General features: G+C 43.2%; 17 protein-coding genes. 7 read left to right on the top strand and 10 right to left on the bottom strand.

Going from position 1 to position 21,741, the window contains the following annotated elements; genetic code table 11:
* The first annotated feature begins 289 nt into the window (after window positions 1-289).
* Both QT998_RS18615 and QT998_RS18610 read left to right on the top strand, forming a co-directional pair.
* Window positions 290-1,555: a sensor histidine kinase gene (locus QT998_RS18615; protein ID WP_333116849.1), complete on the top strand. Its 1,266-nt coding sequence runs from the start codon at window positions 290-292 to the stop codon at window positions 1,553-1,555.
* A gap of 80 nt (window positions 1,556-1,635) precedes the next feature.
* The gene (locus QT998_RS18610; RefSeq protein WP_333091549.1) at window positions 1,636-2,319 is read left to right on the top strand and encodes a phosphatase PAP2 family protein; all 684 of its coding nucleotides are present in this window, start codon (window positions 1,636-1,638) and stop codon (window positions 2,317-2,319) included.
* A gap of 171 nt (window positions 2,320-2,490) precedes the next feature.
* On the opposite strand, the gene QT998_RS18605 is transcribed toward QT998_RS18610, so the two are convergent.
* The 4 genes from QT998_RS18605 to QT998_RS18590 all read right to left on the bottom strand — a co-directional run bounded on the left by QT998_RS18605 (window position 2,491) and on the right by QT998_RS18590 (window position 5,098).
* A complete protein-coding gene (locus QT998_RS18605) occupies window positions 2,491-3,246 on the bottom strand; it encodes a COG4705 family protein (protein WP_333091551.1) in 756 nt (251 codons plus the stop codon).
* A 79-nt stretch (window positions 3,247-3,325) separates the two neighbouring features.
* A complete protein-coding gene (locus QT998_RS18600; RefSeq protein ID WP_333091553.1) occupies window positions 3,326-4,093 on the bottom strand; it encodes a COG4705 family protein in 768 nt (255 codons plus the stop codon).
* A 187-nt stretch (window positions 4,094-4,280) separates the two neighbouring features.
* Window positions 4,281-4,775: a PepSY domain-containing protein gene (locus QT998_RS18595; RefSeq protein ID WP_333091554.1), complete on the bottom strand. Its 495-nt coding sequence runs from the start codon at window positions 4,773-4,775 to the stop codon at window positions 4,281-4,283.
* A gap of 14 nt (window positions 4,776-4,789) precedes the next feature.
* On the bottom strand, window positions 4,790-5,098 hold the full coding sequence (locus QT998_RS18590) for a hypothetical protein (protein WP_333091555.1): 309 nt from the start codon (window positions 5,096-5,098) through the stop codon (window positions 4,790-4,792).
* A gap of 441 nt (window positions 5,099-5,539) precedes the next feature.
* On the opposite strand from QT998_RS18590, the gene QT998_RS18585 reads away from it, so the two are divergent.
* Window positions 5,540-6,022: a hypothetical protein gene (locus tag QT998_RS18585; protein WP_333091556.1), complete on the top strand. Its 483-nt coding sequence runs from the start codon at window positions 5,540-5,542 to the stop codon at window positions 6,020-6,022.
* A gap of 429 nt (window positions 6,023-6,451) precedes the next feature.
* Here QT998_RS18585 and QT998_RS18580 read toward each other — a convergent pair whose 3' ends face one another.
* From QT998_RS18580 to QT998_RS18565, 4 genes are all read right to left on the bottom strand, one after another.
* Window positions 6,452-7,924, bottom strand: coding sequence for a sensor histidine kinase (locus QT998_RS18580; protein WP_333091559.1), 1,473 nt, complete (start codon window positions 7,922-7,924; stop codon window positions 6,452-6,454).
* Window positions 7,925-8,005: 81 nt separating this feature from the next.
* Window positions 8,006-8,962, bottom strand: a complete 957-nt coding sequence (locus tag QT998_RS18575) for an FTR1 family iron permease (protein ID WP_333091561.1) — start codon at window positions 8,960-8,962, stop codon at window positions 8,006-8,008.
* Between the two features lie 199 nt (window positions 8,963-9,161).
* Entirely contained in the window at window positions 9,162-10,187 is a 1,026-nt protein-coding gene (locus QT998_RS18570; protein WP_333091564.1) for a helix-hairpin-helix domain-containing protein, read from the bottom strand.
* A gap of 163 nt (window positions 10,188-10,350) precedes the next feature.
* Window positions 10,351-11,355 (bottom strand): multicopper oxidase domain-containing protein, encoded by a 1,005-nt coding sequence (locus tag QT998_RS18565; protein ID WP_333091565.1) that lies wholly within the window; start codon window positions 11,353-11,355, stop codon window positions 10,351-10,353.
* Between the two features lie 282 nt (window positions 11,356-11,637).
* Between QT998_RS18565 and rppA the strand changes: the two genes are divergently transcribed.
* The 4 genes from rppA to rpmB all read left to right on the top strand — a co-directional run bounded on the left by rppA (window position 11,638) and on the right by rpmB (window position 16,401).
* Window positions 11,638-12,336: a two-component system response regulator RppA gene (gene rppA, locus QT998_RS18560; protein ID WP_333091566.1), complete on the top strand. Its 699-nt coding sequence runs from the start codon at window positions 11,638-11,640 to the stop codon at window positions 12,334-12,336.
* A 113-nt stretch (window positions 12,337-12,449) separates the two neighbouring features.
* Window positions 12,450-13,781: a two-component system sensor histidine kinase RppB gene (gene rppB / locus QT998_RS18555; protein WP_333116846.1), complete on the top strand. Its 1,332-nt coding sequence runs from the start codon at window positions 12,450-12,452 to the stop codon at window positions 13,779-13,781.
* 309 nt (window positions 13,782-14,090) lie between these two features.
* Window positions 14,091-16,079 (top strand): molecular chaperone HtpG, encoded by a 1,989-nt coding sequence (gene htpG / locus QT998_RS18550; protein ID WP_333091569.1) that lies wholly within the window; start codon window positions 14,091-14,093, stop codon window positions 16,077-16,079.
* Window positions 16,080-16,164: 85 nt separating this feature from the next.
* A complete protein-coding gene (gene rpmB / locus QT998_RS18545; RefSeq protein WP_194011072.1) occupies window positions 16,165-16,401 on the top strand; it encodes a 50S ribosomal protein L28 in 237 nt (78 codons plus the stop codon).
* A gap of 155 nt (window positions 16,402-16,556) precedes the next feature.
* On the opposite strand, the gene QT998_RS18540 is transcribed toward rpmB, so the two are convergent.
* Together QT998_RS18540 and QT998_RS18535 are read right to left on the bottom strand one after the other, a co-directional pair.
* Window positions 16,557-18,614 (bottom strand): adenylate/guanylate cyclase domain-containing protein, encoded by a 2,058-nt coding sequence (locus QT998_RS18540; protein WP_333091570.1) that lies wholly within the window; start codon window positions 18,612-18,614, stop codon window positions 16,557-16,559.
* 151 nt (window positions 18,615-18,765) lie between these two features.
* Window positions 18,766-21,738 carry an adenylate/guanylate cyclase domain-containing protein gene (locus QT998_RS18535; RefSeq protein ID WP_333116844.1) on the bottom strand — a complete coding sequence of 991 codons (2,973 nt, stop codon included), beginning with the start codon at window positions 21,736-21,738 and terminating at the stop codon, window positions 18,766-18,768.
* Window positions 21,739-21,741: the final 3 nt, after the last annotated feature.

Raw genomic sequence — 21,741 nt, 5'->3', positions numbered from 1 at the left:
TAATTCCTCGGTTTTTTCGATGGTCTGGAACTAATTTAATCGCTTCTAATAAATTCATTAATTCTTTGTGCTATAGTCATAGTTTTACCCGATGGTAATATCTGATTGCCTCTTCTATGATACATTATTGCGTTGACAATTAATCCACCCTGCTTATTAAGGGGGATTTAGGGGGATCTCCGGGGAATAAATAGTATTAACCCAAGCGTATTGACTAATAATTATATCAAAGTCCTTGAGACTTTACACGTATATATACAACTTTTCTAGCTGATTATTTCTTCTAATTATGTTTGAAAAAATACGCTCTCGTTTGCTCTTCTCTTACCTGCTTGTACTGGCATCAATCTTAAGTATTTTTGCCATTGGCGTTAGAGTAATCTTCGCTCGCAGTCTCACCCAACAGCTAACAGACAAACTGACAGTTTTAGGAGAAGGAGCATCTGGTAACACAGAATGGGAAAACGGACGCATAAAATTTGATACTGATTTTAACGTGCAAACTCTGATTGATAACAATCAAGGCTTGCAATTATTTGACACTAACGGCAATACGATATTTCAGCAAGGGAAGTTTGTGCTTGCTATACCATTGTCATTAAGCGATACAGTACAATTACCAACGGCAAAAAATCGAATTCAAGGAATTACCTTGCCAATAATTGAGAGGGAAAATGGTAAACTAATCGGCTATATCAGAGTAAGTCAATCCCTCGAAGAAATTGACGAAACTTTAAATAAATTAAATTTAGGGCTAGGGAGTGGAATTCTTATAGCCTTGATTTTCAGCGGTGTTGGCGGAGTGATATTGACTCGTCTAGCCATGCAGCCAATTGAGGAGAATTTTCAAAGTTTAAAGCAGTTTACTGCTGATGCTTCTCACGAATTTCGCAGCCCCTTGATGGCGATCAAAAGTAATCTAGCCGTAGCACTAAAATACCCAGATGGCATGAGAGAATCAGATGCCGAAAAGTTTCAGACTATTGCTAGTGCTGCGAATCAAATGACGCAGCTAACCGAAGATTTGCTGCTGTTAGCACGAACCGATAAAGTGGTCAGCATCAATAAAGCTCCTGTCAATTTAACTGTTGTTTTGGAGAACTTAGTTCAGCTTTATCAGTCTCGCGCCGAACTAAAACAAATTAATTTAAAACCTCAGCTTACAGAAAATATTGATTTAGTAGGTGATTCCAGTCAACTAACCCGACTATTCACCAATTTGATTCAAAATGCACTTCACTACACGCCATCAGGAGGAACAGTTGAAATCACAGCCAACCCTCTCGGTTCCTATTGCATTGTCAGCGTGCGAGATACGGGTGTGGGAATTGCACCGGAGCATATTAAGCTGATTTTTGAGCGGTTTTGGCGAGCAGATGAATCTCGTTCCTATTGGAATGGAGGTTCTGGCTTGGGATTAGCAATCGCCCAAACCATTGCCCAAAATCACGGCGGCTCAATTACCGTCACCAGTAAGCTCGGAGTTGGCAGTTGTTTCACTGTAAAATTGCCAGATCACTCTTTTAAAAGAGGTGAAAATACATCGCTTTATTGATGTTTTATAAATATTAAAAACTATTTAAAGATTGTGATATAAATTGTACATGATTTGAAATTTGTTGAGTTGGATTGATTATGTTACGAAAAATCTATGAATTTTGGTTGCAGCATATCAACCCACGCTTAAATACTTTAATTGTGACAATTGGTGTAGTTGGACTTACCAGTTGTCTGCTAATCAGTTTTATTTTAGCGTGGCTATTTGAAGAAATCTTAGAACGAGAAGCTTTTGCTTTTGATACTTCTTGGCTGTACTGGCTGCACGGATATGCAAATCCGAGTCTAGATGCTGTGATGCTAACAATTACTCAGCTTGCTGATCCCCGTGTAGTTATAGTGATTGTGGCAGTCACGCTGGGAATTCTATGGTGGCAGCATCACCGCGAGGAAGCTAAATTTTTTGCTCTTGCTTGTTTGGGAGCCTTGATTCTAAATACTGGATTGAAGTTGTTTTTTACTAAACCTCGTCCACATCTTTTTCCGAGCTTAATTGCAGAAACATCCTTTAGTTTTCCGAGCGGTCATGCTTTAGGAAGTTTTGTAATGTATGGGTTTCTAGCTTACCTGCTTTCCGCTCACTTTCCGAAGTTTTCCAAATTAATATATACTTTAGCTGTTTTGACGATCGCCCTTATTGGCCTGAGTCGGATGTATATAGGAGTACACTGGCCAACGGATATCATTGGTGGCTACGGAATCGGCTATCTTTGGCTGATGCTTTGCATCGCAATGCTGAGGTTACAAACCAGACAAGTCTAGTATTGCATTGCTTAATTCGAGCGAATATCAAAGGGTAGCTAGTGATTGTAGTAAAAATCAAGCTACCCTATGATATAATGTTTGGTTAGTTCCTCGCTAACCAGATGTTTGTAGTAAAAACTGAAGTTTTCCTAAAAATATAAGGACTAAAGTCCTCACTACAAACCAATTTTATTCATCGTTAGCAGCCACAGTCCCCATGAGTTTTCTCTGATTGAAAGTTGTGAAGGCGATACAGACTAAAAGTATTGACAGCAGGACTATAGATGAGCCTACCGTACCAAAATTTAGACCGCCTTTTTCTTGTGATTTGGTCATAACATCCCCAAGTGTGGCACCAAACGGTCGGGTGAGTACGAACGCAATCCAAAACAACAAGACTGGCGAAATTTGAGTATAATAATATGCTCCCCATACCAGGGCAAGCAAACTAGAAATTAGGAGCGCTCCTCCTGCAAATCCAAGTCCAGAAGTATCGGCTAGGAAATCACCCAAGGCAGTACCCAAAGTATTTGAAAATAGAATGGCAGTCCAATAAAGCAGCTCAATTTTAGGTGTTTTGACGTTATTAACAGATAGAGACCCAACACTGAATCGCCAGAACGCCAAAATAGCCAAGAGAATAGTAATTAAAATCGCAGATCCTGTAGCGTAGCCCAGCCCTAAAGTACGATCCATGTAATCGGAGATCGTTGTACCCGCTGTGCTGGTTGAAAGGATGACAGTCCAATAAAGCAATGGGTTATAGCTTTTCGATATCAATTGAGAGACAAGAGTAGCTAAAAAAATTCCAATTAATATCAGCGAACTAACCGCATAGCCCACGTTTAACGTCATGGATAAAAGGTCTCCTGCCGTTTCCCCCAGAGTGGTTGCACATATCTTCATTATCCAGAAAAAGGCAGTGATTTGTGGAAGTTTGCTCATAATTGCGATCGGGTTATCGTACTTTAGCCGTTTCACTCTAGATGATAAATGTCAAGAAATTGGAAAGATCGATCGCTAATCAGTTTTGTTGGTCGATCGGCATTGGGGCTAGTTTCTTTTGCTTAAGGCTTAAGTAAATAACCAGACTCACGATTATACAAAGAAAAAGCATACTGGTTCCGATCGTACCAAAACCCAAACCACCATTTGTAGTAGGTTGTGACCATAAATCGCCCGTAGATGCTCCCAGTGGACGAGTCAAGATGTAGGCAACCCAAAATGCCAAGACTGCATTCATTCTGAAGTAATAATAACCAGCAGCTACTATCGCAATTAAAACCGCAAATACTAATGCTGATTGTGCATAACCCAGTTTCAAAGCCTCTGCTATAAAGTCTCCTGTTGCCGTACCTAAAGCAAAAGTAAATAAGATAGCAGCCCAATAAAATAGCTCTCTCTTGGCTGTGTTGATGGAGTGCATAGCTAATGTTTTTTCAGCCGCATACCACAGTCCAAAAACGGCAGATAATATTGCACTAAAAACTATAATAGTTGTGGTCAAGCTAACTCCCAGCTCGTCTACCAATCTATCCGTAATTACTGTGCCAGTGATGCTCATTAAAACGACCACAATCCAGTAACTAGCTGGCACATACCGTTTCAGCCTAAACTGATTCAAAAGCGCCATCACTAACACAGCGCTCATCACATAGGATGTAACGCTTAAACCAAGGCTCAGGTTTACTGATAGATAATCAGCCATAGTTTCACCTACTGTGGTAGCCAGAACCTTAATAATCCAGAAGGAACCTGTAACCTCTGGAACCCTGTTTAGCCTCTTATTCATGATATTTCTCCTTGTTAATTTTTATAAAAAAAGTGAAATTATATAGTTTCATAAAACTTGCTTTTTAACAACAAGTCACTGAAAGTAAACCAGTAGTGTAGGCTATAAATTTACTCAATTAAAGGCGGGAATATTGGTTCCGCCCTTAATCTATTGGTAATTCCAAAAAAGCTAATTCGTTAGAGCTTTATTTCTTGGCATCATCATTCGTTTCTCCATCGCCATCGCCGCCAGCCGCCTCGGAAATTTGAACGCTGCTGCGGGGAGAAACGCTTTCCTTACCCTCAGCTTTTAGGCTTTGTGTTTGGAGGATTTTACCGTTACCCGCATCTACATTTATTTCCTGTTGACCGATCGCAACCGAGTACACAACATTGCCATCTTCGTTTTCTAATTTGACGCGACTTGCTGTGCCACCTTTCGCTGCTTCCGCTGCCGCTTTTGCTTGTTGTGGTGTAATTTTAGCTAGAGATTGCAGGCGACTTGATTCTTCTTTTTCTTTGGCATCGTCATTAGTTTCGCCGTCGCCATCACTGGCTTCAGCTTTGGGATTGCTGCTATTGGGAGGCATGGCGGCAACTTCAGATTTTGCTGGCGAAGCGTACACAGTTCGGACTAATCCACTGACTGCTAAAGTACCTACCAAAGCTGCTGCTAGAGCGATTTTTGTTGAAGTTTTCATGGTGTTAATTTTTTTTAATTTAGGTTTGTAGTTTCACTGTAGGTCGCAAAAGTCAAAAACTTAGCAAGATTTATTTTAGTTAGCAATTTTTTGAGTGATTTCTCGTTCTCTTCTTCACCGGATAGCAAATCGTTACCTATTGTGCGATCGAGTGGATCGTTCCACATTCTGCCATCTAAATTATTAATGAATGGTGGAACCACATCTTTTGTCTGCCCGCCCAGCATCTTGTCTGTGCTGGCATTATCCGCAGCTAACGAGTCTTCATTAATCTCGCCGTTGCTTAAGTTGTCAACAAGAGTGATTTTAGTTGAAGTTTTCACCGTTAAATCCCTTCAATGTGAGTTGGCCATTTCACTCTACAGGGCAAATGTCAAGAACTTGGCAAGATTATCTGTCTAAAAGTTAAGAAATTTCATCTTGATTTCATTTTTGGGCGTCAACCTAGGTTAAGTGGCGATTTAACATGGATGAGGTGCTGTCGCGGTGAGGAGTGCGATCGCACTTAAGATAGCAAGTATCAAGCGTGCAAGTTTTCGCAGCCACAGACCAAAATACCATCAACAGTGAAAATATCTCTCGATTAATAGTCGTCTCTGCTCATATCCGAGGGCGATATGTTTGTTTTTTAATTACTGTAATTCGCCCAGCATTGTTTCAACAGTTATGTTGGTTAATTTATGAATAAGTTTTAATAATTTTTATTGACAAGCTGTCTCAAAGTGCCATAATTTATCAATCATTGTTGGCCAAGAGTAAATCACATGAAAATGCTCAAGTCAAGTTTAATTATTCTAGGCAGTGTCGGATTGCTCTTTTTAGGAGCTTGCGGTAAAGGCGACCAAACAAGCGATACAAATACTACTCCACCACCACCGCCTGTAGCCTCTCAACCTGCGTCTTCCGCTCCCGCCGCGACTTCTGCTGCGAAAGGAGCTAACGGGGGTCAAGTTGTCAATTCTGGTCCTTACCATTTAGAGTTTGTACCTGAAAAAGAAGCTACGGGAACTCACTTAGATTTGTATCTGCAAAAAGGCGATAAAAAGGAACCAGTTCCTGACGCGAAAGTGACGGCTCAAGTGCAGTTGCCGAATGGAAAGCAGCAAACCCTAGCTCTCAAATACGATCCAGAGGGCAAACATTACGCTGTTGTGTTTCCCGGCAAAGAACCGGGTCAATATCCTGTGAAGATGAATGCGGATATTAACGGAGAAAAAGTAGACGGTCGTTTTACATTCACTCAGTAGTTTGACAGTCCGGGAAGCACGGGTGGCCAGAAACCGGGTTTTTTGCCTAATTTTTTGGCTGCAACGAAGGATTTTCGTGAAAAAACCCGGTTTCTTTGGTATAAATGCGTAAATCCTGCTAAGTTATAATTGAATAATTCAATTTTAAGTAGCTAAAATTTCATCTATTGCAGGAGGAGCCATGCAAAATGCTAATATTCCTCACCTTATTCAAAGATTTTGTGCTTTACTCTAATTTTACAAAAGTCAAAATCCCCGTTTATTGTAGCACGAACCTCCCGCCCCGCTAGTGTCAACTTAAGCCAGAAAGACCTCCAAGGACTTTTGTTATTAGACAGGGGTTTCAACCCTGTTTCATAGCGAATTTGACCTGTTTGCTAATACCAACAGTGCTGCCCGTTGGGCTACCGGCCGTTAAAAATATCAAATTCAAACTGCTTCCTGCATTGTCAATAACCTGCTAGTTTCAGACTTCTGCTGCCTGATTGGTAGCGAAATTACAAACTCAGTACCTTCTTCAACTCTCGAAAAACACTCCAAGCTGCCGCAGTGCTTTTCTCGAACAATCTCGCAGCTAATTGATAACCCTAAACCCGTTCCTTTACCGGCGGGTTTCGTAGTAAAAAAGTGATTAAATATTTTAGCCTTGACTTCTTCCGTCATTCCAGCGCCGTTGTCGGAAATGCGGACGATCGCCCGATCGCCCTCCGCGACTTCCGTGCTAATCTCAATTGTAGGACAGCTTCTGTGACCATTCAAAACACCCGCATTAGAACTGTCTCGCAAAACATCAATGGCATTGCTGATAATATTCATAAACACCTGATTTAATTGCCCTGCATAACATTCTACCAGCGGCAAATTCCCGTAATTTTTAATCAATTCGATACCCGGAAGTTTGCCGTTCGATTTCAGTCGGTGCTGGAGAATTAACAGAGTGCTGTCGATTCCTTCGTGAATCGAAGCCACACTCATGCCATCTTTATCTAAACGCGAAAAATTACGCATCGACGAAACAATCGCGCAAATTCTGTCAGTTCCTACCTTCATTGAAGTAATTAGTTTGGGCAAATCTTCGCGGAGAAAATCTAATTCTAATGTCTGAATTTCCTCCTGAATTTCTTCTACCGGATTCGGATAATGTTGGCCGTAGAGGTTGACCAAACGCAACAAATCTTCAACATAATTGCGTGCGTAGGCGATGTTCGCATCAATAAAGTTGATGGGGTTGTTAATTTCGTGGGCAATTCCTGCTGTCAATTCACCCAAAGCGGATAATTTTTCGGTATGTACTAATTGAGCTTGACTTTCCTGAAGTTTTTGCAAAGCTCGCTCTAATTCTCGGGCTTTTATTCTCAATTCTGCTTCAGATTGTTGCAGAGCTTTTTTAGCTTTTTTTCGCTCTTGAACTTCTTTAATTAAATAATTATTTGCTTGGCAAAGTTTGCCAGTTCTTGATTGCACTCGCTGTTCCAATACTTCGGCTAGTTCAGCCAGTGCTGTCTCGGCTTTCCGGCGTTCTGCAATTTCATTTTCTAATGCTAAATTTGCGGCTTCTAGCCTTGCTGGGCTGGGAAGTGCCAGTGCAAAAGGCATCAATGTCAACAGCAACAAAACTGAACTCCCAGCGACGAAAGCCGTAATCGCTTTCATGAATTGTGAGACTAAAGATTCAGGAAACCACAGATACCATGTTTGGATTACGTGAGTTGTGCCGCAGGCGACGAAGAATGCTCCGAATACCAAAAACATCCACTGAAACGGGATATCTCGCCCTTTGTAAAGCGAGTAAACCAGCATTGTGGGAATTGCATAATAGGAAATTACGATGATAACTTGCAGCCATTCCGACTTAAAAAATCCAGAGTTTGCTGAAGCCGTAGCAATTGCTAAGTCAACCATAAACAATCCTTAGTTAATTTGAATTGGGTTTAAATCTCACTAATTTTAAGTTTCTAGATAGATGCACCCTGTTGTTTGGACTTAATTTCCTATTTCGTTAGTGCTGTTTTTTGATTTGATTGGAAAAAACACTCTACCGCTCAAACTTTGGAGATAAATCCCGCCCACAGTGATTAAAAAGACGAAATAAGCAAAGCCCTGCACCAAATAAAGTTTGTCCGTGTAGCCAAACATCGCGCTCAGCAACAAGCCAGGAAACTTTTCTTGGGGAAGCACTTTCGAGGTATTCCACACCATCGGCCCGAGAATGCAAGAGTGCTCTTTGACAAATCTTTCGTAATAGAAACACATCCCTGCTGACTCGCGATTGGCTTGCGATAAAGTATTGACTGCGGTGTCAAAAAGTCCCAGAGTTGATACCACTAAACCCGCTACAATAAAGAGCAATAAAATGCCCATATACTTAAAAAACAGGCGGATATTAATTTTTACTCCCCATTTAAACAGCAGCACGCCAATTCCGGCGGCTGAAAGTATTCCTCCCAAAGCGCCGAGGGCTGGAAGAATGCCTTGTTGAAATTTAGCGACGACGAACAAAACGGTTTCAAATCCTTCGCGCAAAACGGCAATCAAAATTAAACTAAATACGCCCCAACCTGCATGAGATTTGTCCGTTAAGGCAGCACTTACTGCGCCTTCGACTTCGGCTTTCATAAATCGCGCTTGCTTGGTCATCCAGAGCAGCATCCAGCTCAGCATTGCTATTGCTAAAACTCCAAAACTTGCCTCTAGCAGAGATTCCATAATTGGTGCAAAGGGTTGATTGGATGCGGACAAAATTTGAATTGTCCAGCCAAACAGTACACCTATCAAAGCGCTGGCAATAAGTCCGACGGCGACACCGCCATAAACCCAAGGACTTAAATAACTTTGTCCCGATTTTTTGAGGCAAGCTAGAACGATTCCAACAACTAAGGCGGCTTCTACTCCTTCGCGGAGAGTAATTACAAATGTGGGTAATGCTTCGCTGAAATTCATTTTTTTTAATTAGAAGGAATAAGGAAGAAGGAAGAGGGAAGAAGGAAGAAGGAAGAGGGAAGAAGGAAGAAGGAAGAGGGAAGAGGGAAGAAGGCTTTAGTTATCCGGCGACTTAAGGAAGAAGGAAAAAGACTTACTTAATTTCGATAATATTTGAAAGGTTTGTAGTGCGGAGTTAACTCCGCACTACAAACCGTTTTTAAGAGGCGGGTTTGAGCACTTTTTGGCTGTCGTTTTCGATCGCCTTAATGAGCACGGCCACTTGTTCGGTGGTTTTTACCGGGGCTGGCGGCGCGATCGCAGTTGGCCAATTTGCCTTAAGTTCAGTCATATTAGCAACAATTGCTTTGTCGATATCCGGGTTAGTTTTAGCCACTTGAGCGGCAATATTTTGGTACAGGGTTTCCGCGTACATGACGAAACCCCGCGAATCTTGGTATTCAATAACTGCGGAAATTTTGCCGTTAGCAACTGCCGCTCCGTATTCGGAATTAGCTGTATCTAGCAAGCCGTTAATCACTTGCAGCACGAATTTCGGATCTTGGCGCTGCGCTTCGGGAAGGGCGGCAATTGCTCCATCTACAGCTTGCATTGATGTATTAAATTCTGCATTTACTTGAGCCGGATCTTTTGCACCAGCTTTAATTAAATCCTGCAATTTAATTAAAGTTGTCTTGAATTCGGGAACTTTTCGCTCGTTTAGCTGGTCTTCCACATCGGCATAAATTTCTTCTACCGGGTGACCGATGTGCGGTTCGGCTTGGTCTGGTTTGCCTGCATCCAAGAGTTCTTTTGCTACGAAAAGATGCCCTTTCATCAAGCCGAGTTTAGTCATGTAGTCTACATCTTTGGCTTCCCCTGTGAGGACGACATCTTCAATAGTTACCATGTCTTTAATTTGGTCAAATTGGGCTTGATTAATGACATTTTTAGAGACCAATTCTTCTGTTTTTCCGTAGGGGCGGCTGGCTTGAATTTTGTTAGAAAGTGCCGGAATTCCTAACTTGGCTTCGAGTTTATCTAACTCCGAAAGAATGGCGGTATTAATGTTAATGCCGGGTTTGCCGCCGTGATTCATGCTGTGGCCGCTTGTTGCTGCGGTAGTAGCAGTGGGGGTGGGTGAGGCGGTGCTGCCGGTGTTGGTGGGGGTGGAAACGCAACCAGTCAAAGCAACGAGGATGGCTGTAGCAGCGGCGGTCGGTAATTGGCGAAAGGATGGTAACATGGCAGTTGATGATTTTTGGGTTGGGTGCAGTTTGACTCGCCTGTTATCAAGAAACTTTCTTAATTATTTGCGAGTTAATGATTCTACCTATTTAGGATAAATTTTGGTAGATAATTTAAGATTTTCTTAACTAATAATCGGCGCATATCGATCGCGATTTGGGTTAAACGATGACTTCAAATAAACCCATGCAGCCTGCTTCGGCGATCGCATCTTGATGGGGATGAAACATATATTTTCCGCCGTAGCTGTAGCTAAATTCTAAAATATGTCGTTCAGCTACTCCCATTGTAATGACATCTGTTTTCTCGCTGGGAGTTAAAGTCATTCCCGTGCGATATACGTCAAAAAAATTGGCGTGCAGGTGAAAAGTCACGGCAGATTCATACTCAATCATGTTCATTACATACAGCCGGACAAGCTGATTTTTGTAGATCTGGATCGGGTTTTTCATATAATAATTGGGTATTCCGTTAAAAGCGTAAAGCTCATTCTTTTGGTTGTCGTTTACGTCGTAACCTCCCATGATTAACAGGATTTCGTCTGCTGGTGGGCGAGGTTTTGGCGGATCGACAATGAACATTCCATAAAGTCCTTTACCGATGTGGCGGGTCACTGGGGCAATGTGACAGTGATATAGATGCACGCCATAGGGAAGTGCGTCGAACTCATAGATAAACGCAGAGCCGTTTCGGATCGGTTTAACGCCGTCCATTTCTACCGGATGAACGCCGTGGAAGTGCAGCGAATGAGAATGTCCGGCTTTGTTAGAAAAAATGACCCGGATGCGATCGCCCTCAGTTGCTCTCAATGTCGGCCCGGGTACGCGATTGTTCACATTCCAAGTGTTGAAACTAACGGCGCTGTTAAGTTGGATGATCGATGTGTTCGCTTCCAGGCGAAATTCCCGCACCGTGCGCCCGTTTTCCCGCGTCACCGTGCCGTAATCAAAATCCCGCGCAATTTGCATCGGGTTGATCGTGCTACCTGGGACTGGATCGGCAGCCATTGGCGGTATTCTCGGTGCAGCCGATCGCTTTTGGGTGAAATTTTGCAGTGCGATCGCGCCTCCGGCTACCCCAGCACCAGCTATTCCTAGCTGTAGGAGTTGGCGGCGAGTCCAGTGCCCCGGCTTTTTCATCACGGAGCGATCGGATAAGTCTGCCATACTTCTTGATAATTATTCTCAAAATTTGAGCTGCATCCGAGTATAAGACATTTTTAGCTTATTGTCAATTTATGTCAACTGTTATTTTTTTATGCGAACTCAAGAAATTTCATAACGATTTCATTTAAGTGTGTCAACTTATATGTTGGGGGTTGGCGCTGGCGGCAGCTAATATCAATTCCGGTTGCACTCATACATGATGTTAACAGTGAATTTACTATTCCGATGAATAGAGGATTTGATATAACAATGTATACAAATTTATTGCTGTAAATTAATATTATGAGAGTTTTGCTAGTTGAAGACGAGCCAGATTTAGGAAAAGCGATCGAACGCACCTTAAAGCAGGAAAAATATATAGTTGATTGGGCGCAAGACGGCAATGAAGCTTGGGAATATTTAGAGAGTCATTGGATGCAATACACTCTAGCTATTTTTGACTGGTTGCTTCCGGGATTATCGGGAATAGAACTGCTGCAAAAGTTGCGCGAGAAAAATTGTTTTTTGCCAGTTTTGATGCTGACAGCAAAAGACAGGATGGAAGATAAAGTCGCGGGATTGGATGCCGGGGCTGACGATTATTTAGTCAAGCCCTTCGGGATGGCGGAAATGTTAGCAAGGTTGCGGGCCCTGCAAAGGCGATCGCCCCAAATTCAGCCCCAACAGCTACAAATCGGCAATCTAGCCTTAGATTGCGGAAGTCGCACTGTTTTTCATCTCAATTTCCACGGGAAACATCAGAATATTTCGCTGACTAACAAAGAATTTCAACTGCTAGAATATTTAATGAAACATCCGAACCAAATTGTCACTACCGACCAAATTAGGAATCAGATATGGGAAGCAAGCGCAGATTCTTTTAGCAATGTAGTAGCCGCTCAAGTGCGCTTGCTGCGGCGCAAACTCGAATCAGTTGATTGCGCGAATTTAATTGAAACTGTCCACGGTGTTGGATATCGGATGAAAAGGGGAGAGATATAAATTGATTGTTTGGTGGGGGCGGGTTTTTGAGCTTGTTTGTTTTTTGCTAAAATTTGGAGTTAAACAGCCCCTACAAGACACCTTGTTAAATATTAAAATTAATTGAACTTAATGTGAATCAAAACAAACTATTTAATCGAACTCGATCGCAATTAGCCATTTCCTATGCCGCAGTAATGGGTTTGATTTTAAGCTTGTTGGGATTTTGCGTATATAAGGCGATCGCCCACGCGCACTGGATCGCCATTGACCGCGAATTAGAATCGGTAGCAGGGACGCTGCACGACAGCCTAGAAATCAAGCTGCAGCAGCCCGGACGACTAGAACCAAGCGTCAATGAACTTTTGCCAAACCTCCACGTAATTGGAGTTAACGGCAGGAAAGAACAGTTTCCCAACCGCCATATTTTAAGCGCGCTGAATCAAAGTTATTATTATATTCGTTTATTTGACAATGCAGGGAATTTGATTGCTACAGCAGGCGCTTATCCCCAAGCATTGCCGCCGACATTTAACTCGCAACACTGGCAACAAATCGCTGATATTCAAGGCAATGTTTATCACCAAATATCTGTATCGCTTCACACAACAACACAGCAAGATTGGGGATATTTTCAAGTTGGACGCAGCTTGCAAGACTTCAAGGATTATCTCATGGTAGTCAAATTAATTTTGAAGTTGGGATTGCCGACAGCGCTGATTTTAGTCGGTTTTTCGAGTTGGTGGCTCGCCGGATTAGCGATGAAACCGATTTATGATTCTTACCGACAAATCGAACAGTTTACGGCGGATGCTGCCCACGAATTGCGAACTCCTCTAGCGGCATCTCAAGCAACTGTAGAATCGGCGCTGTTGATGCCAGAATTGGATGAAAAAGAAGCGCGGGAAATTTTGCGAACAATTGATCGCCAAAACCGACGATTGACTCAGTTAGTGGCTGATTTGTTGCTGTTGGCGCGGATGGACTCTCAGGTGAGATCCGATCGCCCTCAGCTTTGTTGTTTGAATGACTTGGTGAACGATTTAGTCGAGGAATTGGCGGCTTTGGCGAAATCTTCCGAGGTAGCGCTAACCTCCGAAATCCGCGTACAGCAGCCGTTGAATGTCGTCGGAGATGCCGATCGACTTTACCGTTTAGTTACGAATTTAATTGTCAATGCCATTCAATACACTCCGGCTGGGGGAAAAGTCACAGCGGTTTTAGATTGCACTCACCAGGAGGCGATAATTCAGGTGCAAGATACCGGTATTGGGATACCGGCGGCAGATTTAGCGCGCATATTCGATCGATTTTACCGAGTCAACAGCGATCGATCGCGCCATACCGGCGGATCCGGACTCGGATTGGCGATCGCGCAGGCGATCGTTACGGCCCACCGCGGCAGCCTCAGCGCCCGCAGCGAAGTGGGTTTCGGCAGCACCTTTGTCCTGCGGTTGCCTTTCTAAGGTACTATGTGAGGGAAACCGAATCATCTTTTTAGGGTAATCCCTTTGGCAAAAGATAGCGCGATCGCCCAAAATCAATAAATAGTCATTAGTCAGTTGGCTATTGTCAGTTGGCTGTTGTCAGTTGACAGTTGGCAGTTGGCAGTTGGCAGTTGATAGTTGATAGTTGGCAGTTGGCAGGGGCGGTGTCCCGTGCGGGCCATCTTAGTTGATAGTTTACTAATAACTAATAACTGATAACAACTAACAAATAACTACTGACTACTGACTAATGACGAATGACTCTTAAAAAATACCTAGCGAAGAACTATGACAGTTTTAGAACAGGGAACAATCTCTATCCATACCGAGAATATTTTCCCGATTATCAAGAAGTCGCTATACACCGACCACGAAGTCTTCTTGCGGGAACTAATTTCTAACGCCGTCGATGCCATTGCCAAACTCAAAATGGTTTCCCGTTCCGGCGAATACAGCGGCGACATTGGCGAACCGCAAATCAACATTGCGATCGACACAGAAAACAAAACCCTCTCAATTTCCGATAACGGCATCGGCATGACCGCCGACGAGGTAAAAAAATACATCAACCAAGTCGCTTTTTCCAGCGCTGAAGAATTTATTCAAAAATACCAAGGCAGCGGCGACGACGCAATTATCGGTCACTTTGGACTCGGTTTCTACTCTTCTTTCATGGTCGCCAAGAAAGTAGACATTGACACTCTTTCCTACAAAGAAGGTTCCCAAGCAGTACATTGGTCTTGCGACGGTTCCCCCGCTTTTGAACTATCAGAATCCAGCCGCACCGAACGCGGTACTACAATTACTCTCACTCTCCAAGATGAAGAACAGGAATATGTAGAAGCCAGCCGCATTAAGCAGTTAATCAAAACCTACTGCGATTTCATGCCGGTTCCCATCAAATTTGAGGGAGAAGAACTCAACAAACACAAAGCAATCTGGCGGGAATCAGCCAGCAATTTGCAAAAAGAAGATTACTTGGAACTGTACCGCTACCTTTACCCGTTCCAAGACGAGCCCCTGCTTTGGGTACACCTAAATACAGACTATCCTTTTATTGTCAACGGCATTCTTTTCTTCCCCAAATTGCGGCCGGATGTTGATGTTACCCAAGGTAATATTAAGCTATTCTGCAATCAGGTTTTTGTCAGCGACCACTGCGAAGAAATTATCCCGAAATTTTTGATGCCGCTGCGGGGAGTCATTGACAGTACCGACATTCCGCTGAACGTTTCTCGCAGTTCTTTGCAAAGCAATCGCACTGTGCGGAGAATCGCTGACTATATTGCGAAAAAAGTAGGCGATCGCCTCAAGGAACTTTACCGCGACGACCGATCGGAATACATCCGCTGCTGGCAAGATATCGGAACTTTTGTCAAGTTTGGAGCTCTTAACGATGACAAGTTCAAAAAGCAAGTCGAAGATATCTTAATCTACCGCAGCACCTACGAGCCAACAGCAGACAAGCCAGAAACTACAACCCCAGAAGTGCAGGTGCAAACAGAGGACGGAGATTTGTGGCAAGATGTAACTCCGAAATCGGATAGTTCCGCTTCGACACTGCCTTACACGACACTGAAAGAGTATTTGGAACGCAATCAAACACGTCACGAAAATCGCGTGTTTTACTGTACGGAACCTGCGTCTCAAGCAACTTACGTCGCCCTGCACAAAAGCCAAGGTTTAGAAGTGCTGTTTATGGATTCTTTCATCGACACGCACTTTATCAGTTTCTTGGAACGAGAATATTCTGATGTTAAATTCTTGCGGGTTGATTCGGACATTGACGACACGCTAATTGATAAAGAAAAAGAAGCGGAAATTGTCGATCCGGCGACGAATAAAACTCGCAGCGAACAAGTTAAAGAAATGTTCCAAAATGCTCTCAACAAGCCGAAAGTGAACATCCGCACCGAAGCTTTGAAGTCTGACTCTACTGAGGGTGCGCCACCTGCGATCGTCCTTTTACCGGAAGCTTTGCGCCGGATGCGGGATATGACGGCGCTGTTACAGCAGCAAGCAGCGGAATTCCCCGAAGAACACGTTTTGCTGGTGAATACGTCTCACCCGCTGATTCAAAATCTGGCGAATTTGAGTCAGGGTGCGATTATTCAAGACGGTGGCGAGTCTCCGTCGGCGCAGTTGGCGAGTATGATTTGTCACCACGTTTATGACTTGGCTTTGATGGCGCAGAAGGGTTTCGATGCTGAGGGGATGAAAGAGTTTGTCGAGCGATCGAACAATGTCTTGACAAAATTAACTGAACGTGCAATGTAATCTTGCAAGTGTGGCGCGCATTGCGCGCCTAGTCCTTGCTCTATAATAAAAGGCTGCATCACAAACAAGTAGTCTGGAGGGCAATATGTCACGGAAATGTCAGTTAACGGGGAAGAAGGCGAATAACGGTTTTGCGGTTTCTCACTCGCACCACCGCACTCACAAGTTGCAAGACGCAAATTTACAGTGGAAGCGGATTTGGTGGCCGCAGGAAAAGCGCTGGGTAAGATTGCACCTTTCTACGAAGGCAATTAAAACCTTGGAACACAAGGGTTTGGAAATTATGGCTAAGAAAGCTGGAATTAACCTTTACAAGCTTTAAATAACCTTGTTAATTGAGCAAAGGGCGATCGTATAAAATTAAAAGTGCGATCGCCCTTACTTTTACAAAAAAAGCCTTCCTAGTGAGGACTTCACTCCTTCTCCACGAATCAGAAAACAAACGACTCAAGTCCCGATTACAAACCTAGATTAGAACTACATTCTACATTTCAGTAAATAAGTAGTCATTTCACCTTTGCCTTTAACTTCGATCGCGCCACGACTTTCAAATACATACTTGTAGTGCAATATATAATAAGTTGCAGAAGTGACTTGAATACAGCCCGGTAAGCCGTGGGATTCCATGCGAGAAGCGGTGTTAACGGTGTCTCCCCACAAATCGTAAATAAATTTTTTAATCCCGATGACTCCGGCGACAACCGGGCCAGTGTTGATGCCGATTCTAATGCTGAAATCTTGATTGTGGATATTGCTGAAGTCAGTAATTGCCTGCTGCATATCCAGGGCCATTTCTGCGATCGCTTCTGCGTGATCCGGGCGAGCAATTGGCAGCCCTCCAACTACCATGTAAGCGTCGCCAATCGTCTTAATTTTTTCCAAACCGTGTCTTTCTGCTAGGTTGTCAAATGTCGAAAAAATTTCATTCAGCAAAGCAACTAATTCTGTAGGAGAAACTCGCGAACTCAATTGAGTAAAACCTACTATATCCGCAAATAAGACAGTAACATCAGCAAAAGTATCTGCGATCGTACTATCTCCCCGCTTCAACCGATTGGCTATTTCTTCCGGCAAAATATTTAACAGCAACCGTTCTGATTGTTCCTGTTGAACCCGCAGTGCACTTAAAGTATCATTCAGAGCATTAGTTCGTTCTTCAACTCTAAATTCTAACTCTTCATTCAGCTTATAAAGCGCCATTTCAGCTCGCCTGCGCTCTGTGATATCCGTACCGATTCCCAGCATTCCCACAAAATTTCCTGCCGCGTCAAACAGCGGTTTATTTGCCCACGATACCCAAACCAGCTCGCCGCTGCGCCGCATACTTTCATTTTCATTTCGCGTGTATTGTTCTGGGTTTTGCAAAATATCTCTCAACTTTGCTCCCAAGTCATTTCCTTTTGTATCTATCTCGGGAATAATTGTTCCCACTGCGTGTTTGCCAATTATCTCTTTTTCGTCGTAACCGAAAAACTTCTGTGCAAACTCGTTAAAAAAAGTAATATTTCCTTCCGTATCTATTTTTAAAATAATGCTGTTAGCATTTTCGACTAATTCCCGATACTTAATTTCACTTTGCCGCAGCGAATCCTCTGCTGATGCGCGTTCGGCTACAGTGGCAGCTAACAGCAGTGATGTAACTACAATTACGCTCATAAAAGCCTGCAAAAACAAGATAGCCTGATTAATATTGTCCGCTTTGGCAATAAAAGGGCCACCTCCCTGAGAACCTCCCCAAATGGCGATACAGGATACAATGAAAGATGCTAAAACAGCCCCGATCTGACCGAATTGAATGGTTGCCCAAATTACCAAGGGAAATGGCAAGTATTCGAGGGGATACCCGGAGAGATTACTTTCACTTTTTGAGTTGTAGACGAGCCAACTGACTGTTACTAATAACAGCAGGCATATTCCGGCACTGATTCGATTTACAATTGTTTGACTGCCTGTATTTTGTGGATGGCGTGTGGCTTGTTTTTGGTATATAATCAGCAGCAGGGGAGTAAAAATTACCACTCCCAATGTATCTCCAAGATACCAATTCCAGCGAATTGGCCAATATTCGCTCCACTCAATTAAACCAGTTACACCGAGGCGCAGCGTGCCGAGAGTGGAGTTAATTTGAGTGGCAACTACAGCACCGCAAAAGACTAAATTGACTACATCGATTAGCCGCTCAAGTGAGGGGCGAAAGTTGAGCTTGTGCAGCAAAGTAAAAGCGCACAAAGCTTGTAAACAAGCACAAAAAGCACTAATTGTTGCAAGTGTTAAAGACACATTAAGGTTAATAGTCTCGTAAAAAAATACGCCTAAAGCTATTCCCGGCCAAACTCGCCAACCAAATAATAAAATTGCGGCTTGTGCAATTCCTGCGGGCGGCCAGACGCAGGTAGCTAATTTATTTACGCCGGGGATTGAAACTGCTATTTTTGCTCCTAAAGCGTAAGCAAAGGCAATGGCAGCTATTTTTGCTAAGTATTGCCAATTTATAGATTGAGCAAATCGCAGAAACAGATTTTTGTTTTGGTTCATACTGAGCTTTATATTTTTAACTGGCTATGCCCACAGCCAAGACGATTAGGATCTAATTAATTGCATAAATATGAGCTGAACATTGTTTATTCCTTTTTCCCTCTGTTTTTCCTCTTCCTTCTTCCCTCTTCCTTCTTCCTTCTTCCTTCTTTTACAATTTAATGCCTGTGAGAAAATAAGTGTTCATTTCACCTTTGCCTTTGACTTCGATCGCGCCACGACTTTCAAATACATACTTGTACTGCAATATATCATAAGTTGCAGAAGTGACTTGAATACAGCCCGGTAAGCCGTGGGATTCCATGCGAGAAGCGGTGTTAACGGTGTCTCCCCACAAATCGTAGATAAATTTTTTAATCCCGATGACTCCCGCGACAACTGGGCCGCTGTTGATGCCGATTCTGATGCTGACATCTTGATTTTGGGTGTGGCTGAAATCAATAATTGCCTGCTGCATATCCAGGGCCATTTGGGCGATCGCCTCTGCATGATCGCTGCGGGGCAGGGGCAGCCCTCCAACTACCATATAAGCGTCACCAATGGTCTTAATTTTTTCCAATCCGTGCTTTTGGGCTAGGCGATCGAAGGTGGAAAAAATGTCGTTAAGCAGCGAAACCAATTCCGGCGGAGAAATTTGGGAACTAATTTGGGTAAAACCGACTATATCGGCAAACAATACTGTTACTTCGGCAAAAGTATCGGCGATGATGCTTTGGTCTTGTTTGAGTCTTTCGGCGATCGCTTGTGGTAACACGTTGAGCAGGAGGCGATCGGATTTTTCTTGTTCTAAGCGCAAAGCTGCCTCAGCTTCTTTGCGAGTTGTGATATCTTCAACAGTACCTTCGTAATAAAGCAAATTTCCATGTATGTCGCAGACAGTATAAGCATTTTCGGCAGTCCAAATTATACTGCCATCTTGACGGTAAACTTGAGATTCTAAATCCGATACTTTGCCGTTGATTCGCATTAAATCTATGACTTCAGCGCGCTGTTCTTGATCGACATAGAGCTGGCGATTAATATCAGTTAAATTTGCCATCAACTCCTCGCAGGAACTGTAACCATAAATGCGAATCAAAGCAGGATTGACGCTGAGATATTCCCCATCGGGAGTAGTTTGAAAGATGCCGACGATCGCATTTTCAAAAATGCTGCGGTATTTGGCTTCAGCTTGCCGCAGCGCTGCTTCAGCGCGCTGGCGTTCCCGCGCTTCTACGGCAAAAGTTACAGAGTCTGTTAGAGAAACAGCGAAACTTTGTTCTTCAATAGTCCAATAGCGCGGCATTCCTACGTGTTCCAAACAGAGAACTCCTGCTGTTTCTCCGCCTATTTGAATCGGCGTGTCTAGCATGGAAGTGATGCCCAACGGAATTAGGTAATCTTCCACAAATTCTCTAGTTCTGAAATCTTTTTGCGCGTCAAAAGCAGCAATTGCTCGTTCTTCTTGAAGTGTGTGAAAATAGACAGGATAGTCTGCTTCTGCTAATTCCATACCCTTTGAGTGCTGGTTGGCGGTGCGATCGAACAAATCCAAGCACTCCATCTTAGATTTAGGGCGATCGTACAACCAGACACTCGATCGCGCAACTTCCAGAGTACGGCTAGCAGTCTCAGTAATTTCTTCAAGTGCTTTGGTTAAATCGCCTTGATTCAGCGCTTTATTTTTGGCTAAATCAATTAATGCCGATTTCTGTTTCTGTAGCTGAAGTTCGCTTTGTTTCAGGGCATTTGTCCGCTCTTCTACTCGTATTTCCAGCTTTTCATTCAACTTTTGTAAGGCTATTTCGGCGTTGCGGCGATCGGTGATATCTGTGCCGATGCAGAGGATACCCTGGAGTTCTCCCGCTGCATCAAACAGCGGTTTATTTGCCCAAGATACCCAAATGCGAGATCCGTCACGCCGGATATTCTCATTTTCATAGTTAGTAAAGCGATCGGGATTTTGTAAAATTTCATTATAAACCAACTCTAAGTTATTCCCTTCGTCGTCGGTTTGGGGAAGAATTGTTCCCACTGCATTTTTGCCCAGGATTTCTTTCTGATTGTAGCCAAACAACATTTCGGCAAACTCATTAAAAAAAATAATTTTACCTTTTGGCTCTAATTTGACAATAATACTGTTAGCATTTTCCACCAACTCTCGATATTTGATTTCACTTTCTCGCAGAGAATTTTCGGCCGCTGCGCGTTCGGCTACCGTCGCTGCCAATAACAGCGAAGTAATCGTAACTACAGCCATAAAAGCTTGTAAAAATAAAATAGCCTGACTAATATTTTCTGCTTTGGCTATAAACGGCCCGCCTCCATTAGAACTGCCTAAAATTGCGATCGTTGAGACAACTAACGATGCCAGAACAGCCGCCCGCTGACCGAACTGGAGCGCCGCCCAAATTATCAAAGGAAACGGCAAATATTCAAGGGGATAGCGAGAAATAGAAGCGTCATTTTTCGATTCAAATACAAACCAGCTCACCCCAATTAATAAGAGCAACCATACTCCCCGCCAAATTAAATAATTTTTCGGAAGATATGTTTGTAGTTTTAAACGATCGGCGGTTACTTGAGGACGAAAAAATATCAGGATTAAGGGAGTCAAAATCAAAACTCCCATTGCGTCACCCAACCACCAATTCCACCGAAGCGACCAATATTCTGACAAATCTACTTTACCAGCCAAATATATGGAAAGAGCGCCGATAGTACAACTAATTTGAGTAGAAATTAGACCGCCAAACAAGATTAAATTAACTACATCTTTCAAACGTTCTAGAGAGGGACGAAACCTCAGCCACCGCAGCACAGTTGCTCCAAAACTAGCTTGCAGAATAGCACCAATGTTTCCTCCCAGCCAAACCGCAAATATCTGTTCAGTTGGGTTAACAAAATTGAGTAAAAATATACCTAAAACAATCGCAGGCCAGACTTTTCTGCCAAACAATAAAAGTCCGGCTTGTGCAATTCCTGCGGGGGGCCACACCGAGGCAGCAAACGGATTGACACCTTGAATTGCAAATGCTAGTCTCGCCCCCACGGCGTAAGCGATCGCAACGATAGTTACTTGGGCTAAGTAGCGCCAAATTCGGGATTGAGGGAATCGAAGAAACTGACTTATATTCAGATTCATATC

Source organism: Microcoleus sp. S1D4 (assembly GCF_036700765.1).
Taxonomy (GTDB): Bacteria; Cyanobacteriota; Cyanobacteriia; order Cyanobacteriales; family Microcoleaceae; genus Microcoleus.
This window is presented reverse-complemented; position numbering and strand designations above follow the sequence as displayed.